18 protein-coding genes and 2 riboswitches are annotated in these 17,733 nt (G+C 51.5%); of the genes, 1 reads left to right on the top strand and 17 read right to left on the bottom strand.

Annotated elements, in window-relative coordinates:
- Positions 1-292: 292 nt before the first annotated feature.
- Positions 293-607 (top strand): hypothetical protein, encoded by a 315-nt coding sequence (locus ACFPXP_RS10250; RefSeq protein ID WP_379894114.1) that lies wholly within the window; start codon positions 293-295, stop codon positions 605-607.
- Between the two features lie 51 nt (positions 608-658).
- On the opposite strand, the gene ACFPXP_RS10245 is transcribed toward ACFPXP_RS10250, so the two are convergent.
- The 17 genes from ACFPXP_RS10245 to ACFPXP_RS10165 all read right to left on the bottom strand — a co-directional run.
- A complete protein-coding gene (locus tag ACFPXP_RS10245; protein WP_379894113.1) occupies positions 659-907 on the bottom strand; it encodes a hypothetical protein in 249 nt (82 codons plus the stop codon).
- Positions 908-1,273: 366 nt separating this feature from the next.
- The gene (locus ACFPXP_RS10240; RefSeq protein ID WP_379894112.1) at positions 1,274-2,149 is read right to left on the bottom strand and encodes an AraC family transcriptional regulator; all 876 of its coding nucleotides are present in this window, start codon (positions 2,147-2,149) and stop codon (positions 1,274-1,276) included.
- A 92-nt stretch (positions 2,150-2,241) separates the two neighbouring features.
- Positions 2,242-3,288 carry a glycoside hydrolase family 53 protein gene (locus tag ACFPXP_RS10235; RefSeq protein WP_379894111.1) on the bottom strand — a complete coding sequence of 349 codons (1,047 nt, stop codon included), beginning with the start codon at positions 3,286-3,288 and terminating at the stop codon, positions 2,242-2,244.
- Positions 3,289-3,314: 26 nt separating this feature from the next.
- Positions 3,315-4,157: a sugar ABC transporter permease gene (locus tag ACFPXP_RS10230; protein ID WP_379894110.1), complete on the bottom strand. Its 843-nt coding sequence runs from the start codon at positions 4,155-4,157 to the stop codon at positions 3,315-3,317.
- Positions 4,154-5,482, bottom strand: coding sequence for a carbohydrate ABC transporter permease (locus ACFPXP_RS10225; protein ID WP_379894109.1), 1,329 nt, complete (start codon positions 5,480-5,482; stop codon positions 4,154-4,156). Before ACFPXP_RS10225 ends, ACFPXP_RS10230 begins: the two co-directional genes overlap by 4 nt.
- 23 nt (positions 5,483-5,505) lie before the next feature.
- A complete protein-coding gene (locus ACFPXP_RS10220; RefSeq protein ID WP_379894108.1) occupies positions 5,506-6,762 on the bottom strand; it encodes a sugar ABC transporter substrate-binding protein in 1,257 nt (418 codons plus the stop codon).
- Positions 6,763-6,803: 41 nt separating this feature from the next.
- Positions 6,804-8,441, bottom strand: a complete 1,638-nt coding sequence (locus tag ACFPXP_RS10215; RefSeq protein ID WP_379894107.1) for a glycoside hydrolase family 53 protein — start codon at positions 8,439-8,441, stop codon at positions 6,804-6,806.
- Positions 8,442-8,677: 236 nt separating this feature from the next.
- Positions 8,678-9,697: an ABC transporter substrate-binding protein gene (locus tag ACFPXP_RS10210; protein WP_379894106.1), complete on the bottom strand. Its 1,020-nt coding sequence runs from the start codon at positions 9,695-9,697 to the stop codon at positions 8,678-8,680.
- Positions 9,694-10,482: an ABC transporter permease gene (locus tag ACFPXP_RS10205; RefSeq protein ID WP_379894105.1), complete on the bottom strand. Its 789-nt coding sequence runs from the start codon at positions 10,480-10,482 to the stop codon at positions 9,694-9,696. Before ACFPXP_RS10205 ends, ACFPXP_RS10210 begins: the two co-directional genes overlap by 4 nt.
- Positions 10,466-11,311: an ABC transporter ATP-binding protein gene (locus ACFPXP_RS10200; protein ID WP_379894104.1), complete on the bottom strand. Its 846-nt coding sequence runs from the start codon at positions 11,309-11,311 to the stop codon at positions 10,466-10,468. Before ACFPXP_RS10200 ends, ACFPXP_RS10205 begins: the two co-directional genes overlap by 17 nt.
- A complete protein-coding gene (locus ACFPXP_RS10195; RefSeq protein WP_379894103.1) occupies positions 11,308-12,624 on the bottom strand; it encodes an acetylornithine deacetylase in 1,317 nt (438 codons plus the stop codon). The genes ACFPXP_RS10200 and ACFPXP_RS10195 overlap by 4 nt, the downstream gene beginning before the upstream one ends.
- Positions 12,625-13,023: 399 nt before the next feature.
- A riboswitch (TPP riboswitch) is annotated at positions 13,024-13,134 on the bottom strand.
- Positions 13,135-13,272: 138 nt separating this feature from the next.
- Positions 13,273-14,292 carry a thiazole biosynthesis adenylyltransferase ThiF gene (locus tag ACFPXP_RS10190; protein WP_379894102.1) on the bottom strand — a complete coding sequence of 340 codons (1,020 nt, stop codon included), beginning with the start codon at positions 14,290-14,292 and terminating at the stop codon, positions 13,273-13,275.
- Positions 14,289-15,056 (bottom strand): thiazole synthase, encoded by a 768-nt coding sequence (locus ACFPXP_RS10185; RefSeq protein ID WP_379894101.1) that lies wholly within the window; start codon positions 15,054-15,056, stop codon positions 14,289-14,291. Before ACFPXP_RS10185 ends, ACFPXP_RS10190 begins: the two co-directional genes overlap by 4 nt.
- 4 nt (positions 15,057-15,060) lie before the next feature.
- Positions 15,061-15,267: a sulfur carrier protein ThiS gene (gene thiS, locus ACFPXP_RS10180; RefSeq protein WP_379894100.1), complete on the bottom strand. Its 207-nt coding sequence runs from the start codon at positions 15,265-15,267 to the stop codon at positions 15,061-15,063.
- The gene (gene thiO, locus ACFPXP_RS10175) at positions 15,261-16,403 is read right to left on the bottom strand and encodes a glycine oxidase ThiO (protein WP_379894099.1); all 1,143 of its coding nucleotides are present in this window, start codon (positions 16,401-16,403) and stop codon (positions 15,261-15,263) included. Before thiO ends, thiS begins: the two co-directional genes overlap by 7 nt.
- Positions 16,387-17,019 (bottom strand): thiamine phosphate synthase, encoded by a 633-nt coding sequence (locus ACFPXP_RS10170; protein WP_379894098.1) that lies wholly within the window; start codon positions 17,017-17,019, stop codon positions 16,387-16,389. Before ACFPXP_RS10170 ends, thiO begins: the two co-directional genes overlap by 17 nt.
- A 168-nt stretch (positions 17,020-17,187) precedes the next feature.
- A riboswitch (TPP riboswitch) is annotated at positions 17,188-17,299 on the bottom strand.
- Between the two features lie 350 nt (positions 17,300-17,649).
- A partial coding sequence (locus ACFPXP_RS10165; protein ID WP_379893747.1) for an IS3 family transposase occupies positions 17,650-17,733 on the bottom strand: 84 nt, incomplete at its 5' end.

Below are 17,733 nucleotides of genomic sequence, written 5' to 3'. Positions count from 1 at the left end.
GGAGTTCACCTCATCTCAATTGGTTGGTTTAGTCGCTTAACCTATTCGAGATTTGGGGAGGTACTCCTTTTTCTATGTCTAAAAAAGTCAGTCATATCAAGGCATGAGATTTATGAAATTGATTCAACCACTATATATTTTTCGATAGATGCCACCTCGTTTCACCACTACTTTCTGAACATTTAATTTCTTCGTCTCGTTAAGCATTTCTATCCGTTACTTCAATAAAAAATCAGCTTCATCGTTTAACAGAGCCCAAAACAAACAAGATCCACCTTGCGAGCCTTCTTCAATGAGCTCGCTTAATTTCCGTCCTCTTCATCCATGTCAAACGTCCGTAACTGACAACATCGCCGGACTGGATATTCAGGAAAGACTCTATGCCTTCTACGCACATGTCGTAGGCATACACGATTTCCTGAAACTGCTGCTTGGTCAAATTCAATTATCTCAAAGGTTTTCCTCCAGCTGCTTCCATTTTTCTGGACTCGTCACGTTGTTCCGCCTCATATTCCTCCCAAGTGATTCCATACGGGAAGCCGCCATCCGTGTATCCGGCGATAAAATAGAAATTTTCGTCTTGTTCCAACAGCCCCGCGGACTCTGATCTGTGATCGGTCCACTTCTTTTACTTCCTGCCGCGCATAATGCCCCTCACCTAAATCCATCGTATTTGAGCATGCAGTTCAGCCAAATTGTCATGAAAACCCCAGCCGATCCCTTCTGTTTTCGAAACAACGGCTTCGAGGCGCTCCTCGAATTCGTCGAACAACTCTGCCGTTTCATCTTCATTCACTTGATCGATGATATCGGCATACATAGACGCCATAGTATAGTAAAAGCGTTCATCGATATCACCGTAGCTTAGGGTGAAGTCGACTCCATTTTCCACATAGATCAGCTTCAATTCCAGACTGTACGGGGCGCTTTCGGTTAATCTCTCAAATTCTGAAATTGCTTGTTTCGCCTCTCGAAGCCTTAGCTTCCCATGTCCTCGTTCAGGGAATCGGGATCGAAGGAAAGTCGGAATTGCTCTGATAAATATCCCATTCTTTTGTATCCAAGGGAGACGGGTTCATTAATCATCCTCCGGCCATTTAAAGCGGCCTTTTTTTCACGCTTACTCTTATTAATTCAAATTTTGCGATGATTGAACATGGATTTTTAAGTTATGTAGATAGACAAAACAGACTTGTAACAACAGTTTGAGGGGATAGCAGAAGAAATGAAAAGGGACGATGTCGGCAGCATTACAGCGGCATCGTCCTTTCTATTAAGCGTCTGTCATAACATTCCAATCGTTGACCTCTTCGGACTCCAGATGAAGATCCCTGTATTTGGCGGGCGTCATCTTCTCCTTCCTCCGGAACGTGGCGACAAAATGGCTGACATCGTTAAACCCGGTCATCATCGCCACTTCTTTCAACGGCTTTTGTGGATGTGTGATCAACATCGTTTTGGCTTCACGGATTCTGAGCTGAATGAGAAAAGAATAGGGGCTCACGCCGAAGGCATCGTGGAACAATTCGTTCAAATACGAGATGCTTAGATTCGCCTGATCGGCGATTTCCGGCAAGCCGATATTGGATGCGAGATTTCGCTCCATCCACCTGACGACGGGCCTGAGCTTATCATAATACTGCGATAAAGAAGGCCGATCGTTTCTCATGGCCATTTTTTTCAGAAGCATGAGAAACCGGTACATCTCGGTTGAGGATTCATAGCGGGAAAACTCCGTGTCCTGCGAAGCCTTCTCTATCATTTCCTTTACCAGATCCGAGAAAAAAGATGGGCTCGTTTCGGTATAACACGCGGAGACATTCATATCGAGCGCGTCTAGTATGACCGGTGCCGCGGTGCCGCCGAACGTAATGTAGACCGTCGACCAACGCGGACTAAGCGGATAATACGAATGAGGTGTGAAAGGGGTGAGCAGCACACTTTTACCCGGCGTCAGCCATATTCGCTCACCAGATAGTTCGAAGCAGCCTTTCCCTTCGATCGTTTGCAGCCAATGATAGTATGGATATCCCTCTGGGCGCACAAAGACGCGCTCCCAAGCACTATATCCAATCGTTTCTATAAATAAGGGCAGAGACCGCTCCAAAGATGTGTCTACGAATCGGATATTTTCGTCACTCCATCTCATAGAGAACCCCCACTTTACAAGGATTAACCTCATTATCCGGTAAAAATGCATAATTTGTAAAGAGGGGGTGAAGCGGCCGCTCTCATACCTCCTTATTCCTTAAATACATCTAGTGAAGACAGTTTTTCACCGGAATAGTCAAACATCGTTAGATTCGACCAATTATTCTCATGTCCGACGGACCATGTCCGTTTCGAAGGGATCCAGCACGGTTCCCAATAATATAACCCCGCTCCACGCTCGTTAGGAACGTTGCGGATGACTTCCATCAGCGTGCGAAGCCAAGCCGCCTGTCCTTCGGCACTCGCCGGATAACCGGGCTGCAGCCATTCTTCTGTATTAAAAATAAGCGGCTGATCGTCGGGCGGCGTCATCGTCCACGGATAAGCGACCTCCGCAATGACGATGTCCTTCTTGTACCGCGCCTCCAAATCGTTCAAGTTTTCCTTAAATTGCTCAAGCGTTCCGTGCCACCAAGGATAGTAGGAAAGACCAATGATATCGAAATCGACTCCCAGCTTTGCCATTCGATCAAAGAAATAGCGGCTTCCCTCATTGTCCCCGCCCCGGTCGAGATGAATCATTACCGGTATCTTCTCGTCCGCTTCCAGCGCCTCACGGAGCCCTGCAATCCCCGCTTGAATCAAATCCCCCAGCTTCCTCCACTGTTCCTCCGTATTCCACTGTCCATCTACACGTCCTGCATCCCACAGCATGCCGTTCGTAATTTCATTTCCAATCTGAACCATATCCGGCAGCGTCCCTTGCTTCTTTAGATCACTGATGATATCGCGGGTAAAGCCCTTTACTGCCTGCACCAATTCCGGGAAGCTCAGCTTCTCCCATGCCTTCGGCATAAATTGCTTGCCCGGATCGGCCCAATAATCGGAGTAATGGAAATCTAATAGAAAATGCAGTCCCTTCTGCTTGATCCGCTTGGCCATCATCATCGTTTTTTTCGGATTACAGTAATCGAACGTCGGCTCGTTCCACAATCTCAGTCTCGCGGAATTGATGCCGCTGTCTCTTAAAATATCGAGCACATCTTTCTTCTGCCCGTTCTCATAGAACGCTCCGCCTTCCGTCTCAATTTCATCTACAAACGAAATATCCGCACCTTTTAAAAATATATTGCTCACGTTTGGTTTCTCCCCTTTTTAATAGCTTAACCTTTCGTTCCGCCAGCCGTTAGACCTGAAATAAAATACCGCTGCAGTCCCAAATAAATGAGTGCAACCGGAAGCGCAATCAGGATGGCTCCTGCAGTAAAAACGGTAAAGTTATTCGCATATTTCTCGTTTACAAAATGGTACAAGCCGATGGCCAACGTATACTTGCTCGAGTCCTGCAAAATAATCGACGGTAGAATAAAGTCAAAGATCGGCAGCATAAAATTCGTCAGTGCGACGATGGCGAGAATCGGTGTAATCAGCGGCAGCAGTATCGCCGTAAACGTTTTCAACGGTCCTGCACCATCCATTTTTGCGGCGTCATCGAGTTCCCTCGGAACCGTATCCAGATACCCTTTCACGAGCCATACGTTAAATGGAATCTGCCCACCGACATAGATCAAAATCAGCCCAAACAGCGTGTTTAACAGTCCGATTAAATTCAGAAAAATGTAGAGGGCCACCATCGCCATCATGACCGGAAACATTTGCAGCAGCAGAAATGTATACAGGCTCGTTTTCCGTCCGACGAAGTCGAATCTGGAGAACACATAGGCGATGACTGAGGTAACAATGACCGAGAGCAAACTGGTCGCACCGGAAACGATCAGCGTGTTTTTGTACCATATGAGATAATCGCTCTCCGGACTTGTAAACAGCCACTTATAGTGCTCAAGCGATGGATGTTCCGGGATCATGCTGGAGGAATACAGGCTCGTCCCCGAATTGAAGGACAGCCCGACCGCCCATGCCAATGGATAAAAGATACACAGCGCTACGACAGCCAGCACCGAATAGATTAAAGTCACCTCAAGCCGGGATTTCAGACTCGTTCTCATTGAATATTACGCTCCTCTCTAAACGACCTAGAGCGCCTAAATTGAATAAAAGCAAACAAGATAACCATGACGCCGATAATTAATGAAATGGCGGCAGCCATACTGTAGTTGTTATTCGTAAACGTCAGCTTATACACCCACGAAATTAAAATATCGGTTCCTCCCGCCGTCTGTCCCCTTACCGCGGGGCCGCCCTCATTGAACAAATAAATGACATTGAAATTGTTAAAGTTCGCGGTATATTGGATGATCAGGAGCGGTGCTGTCACGAACAGTACATGAGGCAGGGTAATATGCTGGAATTTCTGCCATCGCGATCCCCCGTCTACATCGGCAGCCTCATACCATTCATTCGAGATGCTCTGCAGAACGCCCGTAAATAGCGCGAACAAAAACGGAAAGCCCAGCCACGTCTGCATACTGATCAAGGCGATTTTCGTGTACAGCGGATCGGTCATCCAAGGTAGTCCCTCCCAGCCGAACCAGCTTGTAAGCATCCGATTAATCGCCCCGAACTGATCGTTGAAGAGCGCTGAAAAAATCAGAATCGACACAAAGCTTGGCACAGCCCACGGCAGGATAAGAATCGTCCGGATCAGCTTCTTATATTTAATTCGTTGATCGTTGACTAAGAGCGCAAGCAGCAGGCCTAATCCGATCTGGAGCGAGGTGGAAACGATCGTCCATACCAAGGTCCACGAGAACACACTCATGAAGGACTTATTCCATATCGGTACGGTAGCCAGCTGAACGAAATTATCGAAGCCAACCCAATCCACCAAATTTTTCGGTGGCGCGTTATACAAACTATAATTGGTAAACGCCAATAAGATCGCAAACAAAAGCGGAAAAACAACAACAAAGATGAGCAGCAGAAATCCCGGAATCGTGAGCAAATACGGAAAACTCCGCAAATACGCGGATTTCAATGCTTCCCTCCATGCCGGTCGAACCCAGCCGCTTCGAATCTTCATTGCTTCGTTTTTGGCGTCGACCACATTCCATATATAGAATGCCGCAGCCACAGCGAGCAGAAGTAAAGCCAATATCCCATACACGAGCAGAATGATCGAATGATCCAGTTTAGGAATCGTGCCCAGTGTCACAATTCCCCATAGTCCTAATTCAATGAAATCATGAAACACCATAATGAATGCGGCCTCTATCACGATGAAAAGAATCCCTTTCATATAACTTCGGTTATACAGCTGTCCGAGGCCCGCGAATATGATCGATAAAATAAGGGCCGCCCGCGGATGATGTCCGGGGCGACGGTCACTCTTGATTTCGCGGTTTTCTGGCGGCGTCACTTGAAGCGGTCCCATGTCATACCTCCTGCATCGGCCATTCATTTCCCGAATGCGGCAATCTGCTGTTGTATCGTGCCTACAGTCTCATCCAGTACTGCTCGCACATCTTCTCCCTGCAAAATGAAATCCATCGCTTTATCCATTTCCCAAACCGGGGTCATCTCAGGCACGTTCGGCATTTGAATGCCGCTTTCAATCTGCTCGATGAATCCTTGATAGAACGGATCGTCAATCTGCTTTTGAACCGCGGTTCGAGCTGGGATTTCACCTGTCGTTTCATGATAAAGCAGAGCATTCTCATCACTTGTCAAGAAGGCTGCTAAATCCATTGCCCAATCCGGGTGTTCGGAATAGGAGGAAACGAACCAAGATTTAACCCCTACGAACGATGGAGAAGCCTTGCCTCCAACAGCAGGCAGAGGTGCCGTTGCAAGTTTGTCGCCGAGTTTCTCTTCATAGGTCTTCATCGCCCACATTCCATTGACGGCCATGCCGACCTTGCCTTCCATGAAGAGACTGTCCATGACATCAATCGTCAGCGTTTCCGGGATCCTGACGGACTGTACAAATTGCTGATACACTTCCAGCCCCTGCACAGCCCCATCATGATTCAGCCCGATATCTTCCACATCATAGTTCCCCGGCTCACCGCCAAAAATATACCCGCCGTAGTTCATAATGAACGGAATGGCATAATAGAAATCGGGAACCATCAAAAACGCATAGCGATCATTTTTCGCATCCGTTAAACGATGGGACAGCTCGATGACTGCTTCCATGGAAGCCGGCGCCTCCGGCACTAAATCTTGATTGTAGTACACTGCGTAGGTTTCGATAGAAATCGGGTATCCGTAGGTTTCTCCTTCATAGCGGACCGCTTCCATTGCCGCCGAATTATACCCTTTGGCCGCCTCATCTTCCATCGCAATCGGTTCAGCCAACCCCTGAACGACAATGTCACCTAATCGGTCTTGGGGCTGGTAGAATAGATCCGGCCCTTCTCCTGACGGAGCGGCGAGTGCCAGCTTTTGTACCTGCTCGGCACCGCTAACGGGAACAATTTCAACCTCAATCCCCGTTTGCTCCGTATATTTTTGGGCGATCGCTTCGACTGCCTTCAGCTGACCCGCATCATCGTTGGCCCATACGATCAATTGATCCGGCTTTTCATCCTGTGCGGAACGATCCGCTCCCTGCTCCAGCGCTTCTGTATTCCTATCCGGTCCGCATGCAGCCATGGAGAAAACGAACATGAGGGAAGCCAGAAGCATCAGCCATCGTTTGCAACATTTCATTTTTTTGTTCCCCCCTTATCTCTCTTTTGTTTCATTGCGAATTAATTCGTTTTGTAAAATTTCACGTTATCCATGTTTATCCAGTCGTTTTCGTTTGCGTCGGAATAAACGCCGATCTCGCACTGGCCGTTCGTCACTTGAATATTGTCGATCCTCACCTTCACCCAATTCGTATCGCTCACCGGCAGCGCTTGCTGCAGCTCGGAACCGCCGTAGCTTTTGGCATAAAGATATGCCGCATTTTGCCCCCCGCTGTTTAACACCCATGCGGTGAACGAATACGTTCCATTCTCCAAGCCTGTGATCACCTGATACGTAGAAGCGGTATAGGCGCTGTCCTTCCAATGCGTTAATTTGTAATCCCCTGTCGTGCCGGGTTGTTCGACCTTCACTGCATCCAGATCGGCCGGATCTGACGCCCAGACGCCCCAGGAGGACGGTGTATTCGTCCAGCCATCAGCTTCAAAATCATGATTATTGACGTGATTTACCGCGGGACCTTCGGTAAATACCGATAGGGAGCTTAGCGCGTTCCCGTTAAAATCGAACAGCGTTTGATTGTCCCACGGATTATTCGGCAGACCGGTATCATTCATATACGCTTTTCCAGCTTCATTCCCCCAAGTGGCTCCTTCCACAGGAAGCCAAGCTGGTTCCCACCAAAAAATGCCTCTTCCTCTGTCATTAGGAACATCTCGCATAATCTCCTTCAAATCCCTCATATACGCAATCTGCCCTTCCGGCGAAGCTGGGTATCCTCCAATGCTTTCTTCCGCCGTATAGAAGGAATTGCCCAAACCGTCACCATCGGCCAATGTAAAGCCGTATGCCGTCTCGACGATCATGACATCTTTGCCGTACCGTCTGCTGATATCGTTCAGATTCGTTTGAAGCTCACCCATCGTTCCATGCCAGAAGGGATAGTAAGAAAGCCCGATAATATCGAAGTCCACCCCTTCGGCCGTAATGGCGTCAAACCACCAGCGATACAAGCTGTTATCGCCGCCGTGGTCAATGTGCAGTACGATTTCAACGTCTTCCCCAGAGGAAAGGGCATCCTCGATGCCGGCTATACCGCTCGACAGCAATTCCGCCAGCTGGGTGAAGTCATTATTCACAATTTTGCCGTCGTCCCATAGAATGCCAGAGGTAATCTCATTGCCAACCTGCACCATTTCTGGCAGGACTCCCGCCTGCTTAAAAGAGGTAATGACATCTCTCGAATACTGATAGACCTGATTCTTTAGCTGTTCGTACGTCAGATTTTGCCAGGCCTTCGGTTTCGTTTGCGTGCCGGGATCTGCCCAGAAATCACTGTAATGCAGGTCCAGCAGCAGATTCATGCCTTCCGCCTTCGCCCTCTGAGCCAGTTGGATCGTCGTCGCTAGATCATTCGTGCCTCCACCGTATGAATGGCCTTGACTGTCATAAGGATCAACCCATAATCTCAAGCGAACAAAGTTCATCCCATGGCTGGACAATATCTCCAAAGCATCCTTCCTGGTGCCATTCTCATAAAATCGGCCGCCCAAGTTCTCTACTTCATGCAGCATGGACACATCTGCTCCCATGATTAGATCTGTCCCCGTTGAAGCGGCATCTGTCCTCATGTTTTGAAATGGAGTAAGTACAATGATTGCGAGAAGCAATAACATACTTCTTCTGATCGCCTGTTTCATCTTTACCGTCCCCTTTTCGAATAAGATGGTTTACCTATTTTCGCTCCCGGGATATCAAATGGTAAATCCTCACAACCCAAATTATAAAGCGTTTTCAAACGGTTTGATATATAAGAAACGACCGCAGATTCATATAAGAATCTTCCATCCAGGTGAGTGCAGCTTATCGATTTTATGAAGCCAAAAAAGCAGCAAATCGCCGTCTACAGCGACTTGCTGCCATAAGAGACTATATTTTACTCTACTAGGTTTACGAACGCTTCATCAGATGGAACGGCCTGCTGAATCACGCCGTGATCAAGCAGCCACTGGGCCGCCTCCTGCCAAGATGCCGGATCTTGATAACCGAAGGGACGCTCGCCTGCATCCATGAGCGGCAGCAATATTTCCAAGCTTTTCTCCTCGATCTCTTCATCCAGCGGAGATTCGCTTTTCTCATGGGCAAGCAAAATGCCCAAGCCCTCCTGCGGGTGTTCTGCCACATACTGCTGTCCCTTGATCATCGCCTGCCAAAACTTCTTGTACACATCGAGATCGTTCCCCACACCTTCCTCGCTCGCTGCCAGCACCAGCTCATAAAAATCCGGAACGCCATAGTCTACTGGATTGATCGCGAGCGTTTCATGTCCTTCCTTCTCTAGAAGAATGCGTTCATGGTTAATGTATCCGCCGATCAGCGCATCAACCTGTCCCGTCGCCAGCGCAGGGATCAAATCCCAGCCGACGTCGGTCATCGTTACCTTCGAAAAGTCGCCGCCATCAGCCGTCACTATCGCTTGAATGATCGCTTCGTTGGTTGGAATAGAAGGATATCCAACCGTTTTCCCCTCTAAATCTTTCGGCGACTGAATCCCGCTGCCTGTCGGCACTAATAAATAATTCAGCGGATGACGAACGAGCGCCGCCAACGACTGCACAGGGATCCCTTCCGCGCGAGCCATGAGCACCTGCATCTGATAGCTTAACGCTAAATCGACTTTGCCCGCTGCAACCAATCGAAGCGGATCGTTCGTATCTGCAGGCATCTGCACTTCGATCTGTAAGCCCTGCTCCGCAAAATAGCCCTGCTCAATGGCCGCATACAACCCGGAGTGCACCGCATTCGGATACCAATCCAGCATGACACTCACCTTGCGAAGCGGCTCATCACCTGCAGCCGCTTCTCCATTGTTCTTATTGGCCTCCTTGGAAGAACAGCCCGCTAGCACCGCAAGCAGCCCGATAACGGAAACAAAAATCATGATATTTTTTTTCATTTTGATCGTCCTCTCCTTTGTATATTTGTTCTGCGCAGCATACGCCTTTCCAATAAAGACACCCATCCAAATAAGAGCATGCCCAGCAGCGAAAGCAGCACCACAGCCGCAAACAATTCATCCGCCCGCAGGCTGGATGACATTCTGCGGCTGAAGTAGCCGAGTCCCGCGCTGGCTCCGAGCCATTCCCCGATGGTCGCGCCGATCACGCTGAATACGACCGCCAGCTTCAGGCCAGAGAAGAACGACGGCAGCGCCATCGGAATCTGTACCTTCGTGAGCAGCTGCAGGCGGCTTGCCCCCATCGTGCGAAGCAGTTCTCCGTATTCCTTGTCTCCCTGCCTTAATCCGTCATATGTATTCACGACAACCGGAAAAAAAGCGATCAAAATCGTCACCGCGACCTTACTCCATACGGTATAGCCGAACCATAAAATAAAGACGGGCGAAATGGCGATGATCGGAATCGTCTGGGAGACGATGACAAGCGGGTACAGCATCCGTTCAACCGGACGATACAGATGCATTAGAATCGCAAGCAGTACGCCTCCTCCGACAGATAACCCTAGACCCAGCAGCACTTCGCCAAGCGTTACCGGCAAGTGAACGGCAAACAGCGGATGCCGGTCGATCCATATGGCTACAGCGATTTGTGAAGGCGCCGGAATAATGAAAGACGGGACGAAGTCCAGACGAACGCAGGCTTCCCAAAGCGCTACTATGAGTGCAGCAAAGGCTGCTGCATAGCCATAGATGTGAAGCCAGTGTTTAATCATGCTGCGCATAAATCATCCGCTCCAATCGCTTGCGATAGTCCAGCATCTGTATCGTATGTACCAGCTCCGGCTTGCGCGGTCTCGGCAGGTCGATACGCAGCTGCTGCGGCTGCCCCGCGCCATTTGCCTGAAGCACGAAGACCCGATCGCTGAGCAGCACCGCTTCCTCCAAGTCGTGCGTGATGAAGAGCACCGTCCGCTGCATCTGCTCCCAGAAAGACAGCAGCCACAGGTGCATTTCCCGCTTCGTCAATGCGTCGAGTGCACCGAACGGCTCGTCGAGCAGGAGCACATCTTTATCGGTCATCATCGTCCGCAAAAATGCCGCCCGTTGCCTCATGCCTCCCGACAACTCGTGCGGATAAGCGTCAGCACAGCCCTCCAGGCCGATGCGAGCCATCCATTCCAGTGCCCGGCTCTTGGCCAGCTTGCGGTCCCCGCCGGACAACTCGCAGGCGAGCATCGCATTGCCAAGAACCGTTCGCCAAGGCAGCAGCAAATCTTTTTGCGGCATATAGCCTACGCGTCCGGCTTCGCAGGGCTCACCTTCGACCAGCACCTGCCCGTTGCTGGGCTGAATCAACCCCGCAATCAGCTTAAAGACGGTGCTTTTGCCTGTGCCGCTCTTGCCCAGCAGCGAAACGAATTCGCCGCGCGGTACATGCATGTTCATATCCCGCAGCACAGCGGTGTCTTCGGATTTTTCCCCGTACGTAAAGCTTACCTGTTCCAGTTTAACGGCCACTGCCCAATCCCTCCTATAGCGCTCAATCTCCCGCTCCTTAGCGATTATGCCGAGTTGCTGAACAAGACTCTGGATTGGCGCTGAAAAAGTCATCCTTCTTCTCCTTTTCGCGCATTACACCACCCCGCGATGAACGACGCAATGATTTGCGTATAGAGGATGAGCTGCTTCAGCTCCAGCTTCTCATCCACCGCATGGGCATCCTGGAGCCTTCCGGGGCCATAGATCACCGCCGGTATTCCCGCCTCTCCGAACCAGCCCGCGTCGGTCACCGATCTCGACATGCCGACAACCGCATCCTGCTTCACATACGCCCGATGTGTCTCCCGCAGCAGACGCGTGCCGGGATGCTTCGGATCGATTTCGAGCGCAGGGAAAATCTCGCCCCGATCCTCGATCATTGATTTTCCGCCCCAATGGAATTGCGGCGGATTTTCGCGCATCCACGGATCCGCGCCCGCGACATGTGCGATATGCTCCTCAATCTCGCGGGTGACGCTTTCGGATGACTCGTTCGGATAAAAATGAACGGTAATCCACAGCCTGCAGCGATCCGCGATAAAGGCAGCATGCCGACCGCCTTCGATGACAGCGGGATTTATCGTATTGATCCCCGGTGGAAATCCGGGATAGCTCTTCATGACGGCCCAGTGCCGTTCCAGCTCCTGGAGACCGCCAATAATCTTTGCCATTTTCTCAATTGCACTCGCTCCGCTAACCCCGCCTCCGGCATGAATGATTCGAGAGCGCATCCCATCATGGAGCGTTTCGTTGCTCTGCACCGTAATCCAACCGGTAATGACGCCCCCTTGACCTTGGATGTGCAGATCGCTCGTATCGGCCACGACCGCAAAGTCTGCAGTGTATCCTCTTTCCAGACAGGACAATGTCCCCGCCTCGCCCGCTTCCTCGCCGATCACCGACTGCAGCTGCAAATCGCCCTTCAGCTCGATCCCAAGCTCACGCACGATGCGGATGGCAAACAGCAAAGCGGCCAGACCGCCCTTCATATCGGCGACCCCTCTCCCGTAAATCAGCCCTTCCGTCAACTCACCTTCGAAAGGAGGATGCGTCCAGCCGCTGCTGTCCCCAACTTCCGCTACATCCATGTGTCCATTGAGAATCAAGCTCTGATAGTTGGAGGAGTCCGTCCCTTTCAATACTCCGACGACGTTCGGGTCGCCGGGAAAAACCTCCCAGCTGTCCGTTGCAAACCCGAGTTCCTGTAAATACGCTTCTACAAAACACTGCGCTTCCGCCGTATTCCTAGCCGGCGGACTGACGGTCGGAAAGGCGACCAGCCTGCGCAGGAGAGCAATCAGTTCATCCTGTCTTCCTTCGATTTCACGTTCAATTTGCTCGAAGAGCATTTCAACACTCCTTTGTTGATACGAGTTATAAGGCATATGTCATGTTTGTCCCACTCGGCCGTTTCTTTTTTCCGGACTGTGTGCGGCTCCCGGCGGGCGGTGTCTGGGGTGTCATGACGTGAGTGAATCACATGTTCTTTTTAGCGCATGTATATGGTGTTTTTTGTGAATTTCAATGTTGATGTTCATTGTTTGGATCGCTGTGTTGATGTTCTTTTCGCAGGTCACTGTACGGATGTCAAGTGGCTATCCATGTCCCCCTTACACCGCTGCTTATGTTGCTGCAACCGAAAAAAGCCGCCCTCCCATACAGGAAGATGGCTTCACTTACGCATAAGACGGCCTTTTCTGCACCTGCGAACGATATCGGCACTCGCTTTCTCCTCTAGCTTTAGCGCTGTACTCATGTCCGCAAGCCGCATGGCATGGCAGTCCTATCGATGTGATCCGCTTCCCTACGCTGGTATGATCCAGATCAGGTTCAAAGGGACTGAACCGGCCGTTGCCTGGTTCGATCTCAGCCTTTCGGCGCCCCTAGCAGAAACATTCAGTTATGGTTGACCAATCCGATGATCATCGATGATTAGTTCAGTGTTTTGTTCTGTGTTTTGTTCATTCACTTGTTTATTAGTGATCTATTCAGTCATCTGTTCAGTGATTTCTCTTATTTAATCTAGGACTTAATTAACCCAAATAGCGATGATACAAGCTTTTCGCTTCCGCGACATCTTTCGTACCGTGCACAAGCACCCGCCCATCGCGAAAAATTGCAAGCCGATGCGCCCCGATCGTGTACGAGATTAAGTATGGATTGCCCTGCACCGTTCCGCCCTGCCTGGACAGCTGCTCCGCCAGCGTCTCCAAATCACGCTCCACTGGCGCGGGTGGCCGAATCTGTACCGTATCTCGTCCGCACAACACTGCGGTTCGGCTGTGGTTCGAAGCCTGAAGGTACGGATACGTCGGCTGGCTGCCGCAGGAGGCGCAGTCCTCCTTCTTCAAGCGGTCAACGCCGATCGCCGTATACTGGTTGCTCCACAGGTCGAACGAGACGAGCTTGCCGCGCAGCGCCCGCTTGTTCCCCGTCAGCAGCTTCAGCGCCTCCGCCATCTGCAGCGCGACGACCATCTGTACCGCTGGCGCGATGATGCCCGACGTGTCGCAGGTCGCGCCCCCAATCGGAACGGTCTCGAGCAGACAGTTCAGACACGGCGTCTCGCCGGGCACAATCGCGCAGCTAACGCCGTAGCTGCCGACGCACGCGCCGTAAATCCACGGGATGCGCCGTTTGTGCGCGATATCGTTCAGCAGCAGCCGCGTATCAAAGTTGTCAGTCGCATCGATGATTAGATCGACGCCTTCTGTCAGCGCCTCAATCTCCGACGTCGTGACGTCGGCGACGATCGCGTCAATGGCTGCGCTGCTGTTAATGCGCCTCAGCCGCTGCTCCGCGGCAACCGCCTTCGGGAGGCGCCGCTCTGCATCATCCTCGCCGTAGAGCTGCTGACGCTGCAGATTACTCCACTCGACATAATCCCGGTCGACGATCGTCAAATGCCCCACCCCCGCGCGTACGAGGGTTTCCGCGCTGCCGGTGCCGAGTGCGCCTGCACCGACGATCAGCACATGCTTGCTTTGCAGCTGCTGCTGGCCTTCTTTACCAATAGGCGCAAACAGCTCTTGACGGGAATAGCGATCGGTCAAGAGGTGATCATCCCTTCCATCGGACTGCTAGCTGTGGCATAGCGCTTTCTCGGTATGCGTCCTGCCTCATATCCGTATCTGCCCGCCTCAACGGCTAGCTTCATCGCCAGCGCCATCTTCACTGGATCCGCAGCGCCGGATACCGCTGTATTGAGCAGCACACCGTCCGCACCCAACTCCATCGCCGTCGCGCAATCCGCTGGAGAGCCGATCCCGGCATCGACAATGACGGGAATCTGAGCCTGCTCGATAATGAGGCTCAAGTTCAGCGGGTTGACAATTCCTTGTCCAGAGCCAATCGGCGAAGCGCCCGGCATAATCGCATGCACGCCGAGATCCTCCAGCCGCTTAGCCAGCAGCACGTCGTCTGACGTATAAGGCAGTACGATGAAGCCTTCCCTCAGCAGCATCTCGGACGCTCGAAGCGTCTCAATCGGATCGGGCAGCAGCGTCTTCGGGTCACCGATGACCTCGACCTTAATCATATCGCACAGCCCGGACGCCTTCGCCAGCTTCGCGATGCGAACCGCTACTTCCGCCGTCTTCGCTCCCGCCGTATTCGGCAGCAGCTTATAGCGGCTGACATCGATCATTTCCAGAAAGTTCGGCTGGCTCGGCTCGAAAATATTCATCCGCCGAACCGCAAACGTCAGCACCTGCGTCTCCGACACATCGACGGCCATCTTCTGCACCTTATAGTTTGGAAACTTCCCTGTCCCCAGCAGCAGCCGGGATTGAAATTCATAAGGGCCGATCTTCAACATCCCTTTATCCTCCTCCTACAAAATGTACGATTTCGACACGATCCCCTTCTGTTAACCGAGCCTCGTCATGCCCCGACTTTTCCAATACCTGTTCGTTTAGTTCCACGATGGCGATCTTACCGTCCAATCCAAAATGACTCAGCAGCTGCGACACTGTACCGACTGTATCCGGCAGCTCCAACGTGTCGCCATTTACCCGTAATTTCACCATACCACCTCCGCTTGTTTCCTTTCTCCATGGTTTCGATTCAGACGGAACGCTTCCATTGGTATGTCCCATGATTTGCCTTCCATCAGGTCTGCCACCAGCTTGCCTGTCACAGGACTAAGCAATATCCCATTACGGTAATGGCCGGCGGCTACGAACAAGCCTTTCCAATCCGGATGCTCCCCGATGTAAGGCAACCCGTCTTCCGTCTGAGGGCGAAGTCCGGTCCAAGCTTTCTCCCACTCCGCGTTCACGATATTGGGAACGAGACGCTTCGCTCGATCCAGCAAAACCGCTACGCCGCTGGCCGTCACACGTTTATCGTAGCAATGCTCTGTCGACGTAGCCCCGATGACGATACGCCCTCCCCGCTTCGGTACGAGATAACAGCCGTGCGAGAAAATCGTGGACGTAAGGAGCGGAGGTCTGCTGATGACAGATACACACTCTCCTTTAACCGGATAGATCGGAAGCGGGCTACCGGCCTGATCCAGCAGCTCTCCTGCCCGCGCCCCGGATGCGATGACAAGCTGATCACAGCCGATCAGACCGTGCTGTGTCACAACGCCAGCTGCACGACCGTTCTCCAGCACAAGTGATCGCACGTCGGTGAATTCCATCAGATCGGCGCCCAGCACCCCGGCGGAGACAGCTAAAGCTTGTGTGAGCTCCGGTGCCAGCACATGTCCATCCTCTGGGATCCACATCGCGCCGATGACCGCTTCGGACAAGCCGGGCTCTCGAGCCCGAACTTCAGTGCCGCTCAACCATTCCGCCCTTTCTCCCGATTTCCGCTGAAATTCCATGATGTGCTTCAAGCTTAGGGCTTCATCAGCTGTCATGGCCACCTTCAGCATGCCTTTGCGGACGAGCGCGATATCAATCCCGCTCAGCTCCCGGAGCTCCTCAGCCAATGCAGGAAACATGCTTCGGCTCCTGCGGGCAAGTTCAAACAGTGGACCGGATTTCTCCATTTCAGCCTGTGCCGCTAGCATACCTGCTGCTGCGCCTGACGCCTCTCCCGCCAGCCTTCCCCGCTCCAGAACAGCGACTTTCTTTCCCCGCTTGGCGAGCTCAAACGCAATGGAACAGCCGATAACGCCTCCGCCTATAATTATGGTGTTAACATGATGGGTCATGCGAACGCCTCCCCTTATGTATCGCTCTAATGTAAGCCTGCACGCGTGCGGCTGGATCGGCTGCATCCACGATTCCAGACATGACCGCAATACCTGATGCACCAGCTCGAATGACCTGTGACGCATTGTCTGGCGTAATGCCGCCGATGGCAATGACCGGAAGGCGGACACTTGCCGCCGCTTCCCGCAGTGCATCTAAACCTCTGGGGGGTAAGTCTGGCTTCGACTGGCTCGGAAAGACATGCCCGAACAGCACATAGTCCGCACCCTGCTGCTCTACTAGAGCGGCTTCGACTGCCGAATGCACGGAGCATCCTGTACGCATTCCCGGGAATGCCGATTTGACCCGTTCCACTTCCAAGCTGTGATACGCCAAATGTGCGCCGCCCGTATGACAGCTCCACGCCACATCGACACGATCATTTACCACGATCTGCTTCGCTGGGACCCCAGCTTCCAGCATCCATTCGATTGCCTGCACAAGCTCCCGAGAGGATTTACTCTTCTCCCGGAGATGAAACGACGTCACATGAGGAAAGATCTTTCCTGCCAGCGAGGCGAATTGCGGCAGAGGCTGCCTGCCATTCGATATGACGTGCAGTTCTGGCATCGACATTGAATCCCCACCTCTAAATCCATATGATGTGAATGTAGTAAACAACCAGAGAGAGCAAAAAATACACTACCGTATAAATTCCGAACAAAAAAACCGCTCTTCTCCACGAGAAAAGCGGTTCACAATACAGGCGTCAAAAAGCACCGTCGCTCCTGCAACGGTCTTAACTCCCATTCGTCTTCACTTCCCTCCGCTGGCATTACCCAGTTCAGGTTTAAACGGTCGACGGCAGCACAGCCATCCTCTCAGCCCGGTTCTCCGAGCTCCCGCAAAATCTTATGCAATTCTATTAGAAGGATATTCCTAGTTTTGCCATTTGTCAATAACAATTGGTGATTTCATCCCATATTTTCACCTCAAATCATCAGTGGAATCATTGGAACGTTTAGGTGCTGCAATATTGAGATGAACGTGAATGTGTTACATAAATGGCTGCGATAGGTCTGAACGATGATGTTTAGCCGCAGCTTGTTCTAACTTCTCTACCGGATAAATCATTAAGCGTTCTCCAATGCGAGGAATGATGCCTTTCACTCTAAATTTGGCTGAAAATTAGATTGTGATCCCAACTTTCCTAACAATCGGAGCTTGGACCTCTGTCAATAGATTGGACACATAAAATCGAGAGAATTACGCAGCCGGATGAAACATACGTTCGTATTGATTTGGAGTGAAATACCCTATAGAGGAGTGGATTCTTTTTCCATTATAGAA

It is taken from the genome of Marinicrinis lubricantis (assembly GCF_042658665.1).
Lineage (GTDB): Bacteria > Bacillota > Bacilli > Paenibacillales > KCTC-33676 > Marinicrinis > Marinicrinis lubricantis.
Note: the sequence above shows the minus strand (reverse complement) of the source record. Positions and strands in the feature narration are given on the sequence as shown.

Excerpts from the sequence above, each read along its gene's own strand:
- ACFPXP_RS10250 (WP_379894114.1), top strand. The coding sequence starts at position 293 with ATGAGCTCGCTTAATTTCCGTCCTCTTCATCCATGTCAAACGTCCGTA.
- ACFPXP_RS10240 (WP_379894112.1), bottom strand. The coding sequence starts at position 2,149 with ATGAGATGGAGTGACGAAAATATCCGATTCGTAGACACATCTTTGGAG.
- ACFPXP_RS10230 (WP_379894110.1), bottom strand. The coding sequence starts at position 4,157 with ATGAGAACGAGTCTGAAATCCCGGCTTGAGGTGACTTTAATCTATTCG.
- ACFPXP_RS10225 (WP_379894109.1), bottom strand. The coding sequence starts at position 5,482 with ATGGGACCGCTTCAAGTGACGCCGCCAGAAAACCGCGAAATCAAGAGT.
- ACFPXP_RS10220 (WP_379894108.1), bottom strand. The coding sequence starts at position 6,762 with ATGAAATGTTGCAAACGATGGCTGATGCTTCTGGCTTCCCTCATGTTC.
- ACFPXP_RS10215 (WP_379894107.1), bottom strand. The coding sequence starts at position 8,441 with ATGAAACAGGCGATCAGAAGAAGTATGTTATTGCTTCTCGCAATCATT.
- ACFPXP_RS10210 (WP_379894106.1), bottom strand. The coding sequence starts at position 9,697 with ATGAAAAAAAATATCATGATTTTTGTTTCCGTTATCGGGCTGCTTGCG.
- ACFPXP_RS10205 (WP_379894105.1), bottom strand. The coding sequence starts at position 10,482 with ATGCGCAGCATGATTAAACACTGGCTTCACATCTATGGCTATGCAGCA.
- ACFPXP_RS10200 (WP_379894104.1), bottom strand. The coding sequence starts at position 11,311 with ATGACTTTTTCAGCGCCAATCCAGAGTCTTGTTCAGCAACTCGGCATA.
- ACFPXP_RS10195 (WP_379894103.1), bottom strand. The coding sequence starts at position 12,624 with ATGCCTTATAACTCGTATCAACAAAGGAGTGTTGAAATGCTCTTCGAG.
- ACFPXP_RS10185 (WP_379894101.1), bottom strand. The coding sequence starts at position 15,056 with ATGTTGAAGATCGGCCCTTATGAATTTCAATCCCGGCTGCTGCTGGGG.
- thiS (WP_379894100.1), bottom strand. The coding sequence starts at position 15,267 with ATGGTGAAATTACGGGTAAATGGCGACACGTTGGAGCTGCCGGATACA.
- thiO (WP_379894099.1), bottom strand. The coding sequence starts at position 16,403 with ATGACCCATCATGTTAACACCATAATTATAGGCGGAGGCGTTATCGGC.
- ACFPXP_RS10170 (WP_379894098.1), bottom strand. The coding sequence starts at position 17,019 with ATGTCGATGCCAGAACTGCACGTCATATCGAATGGCAGGCAGCCTCTG.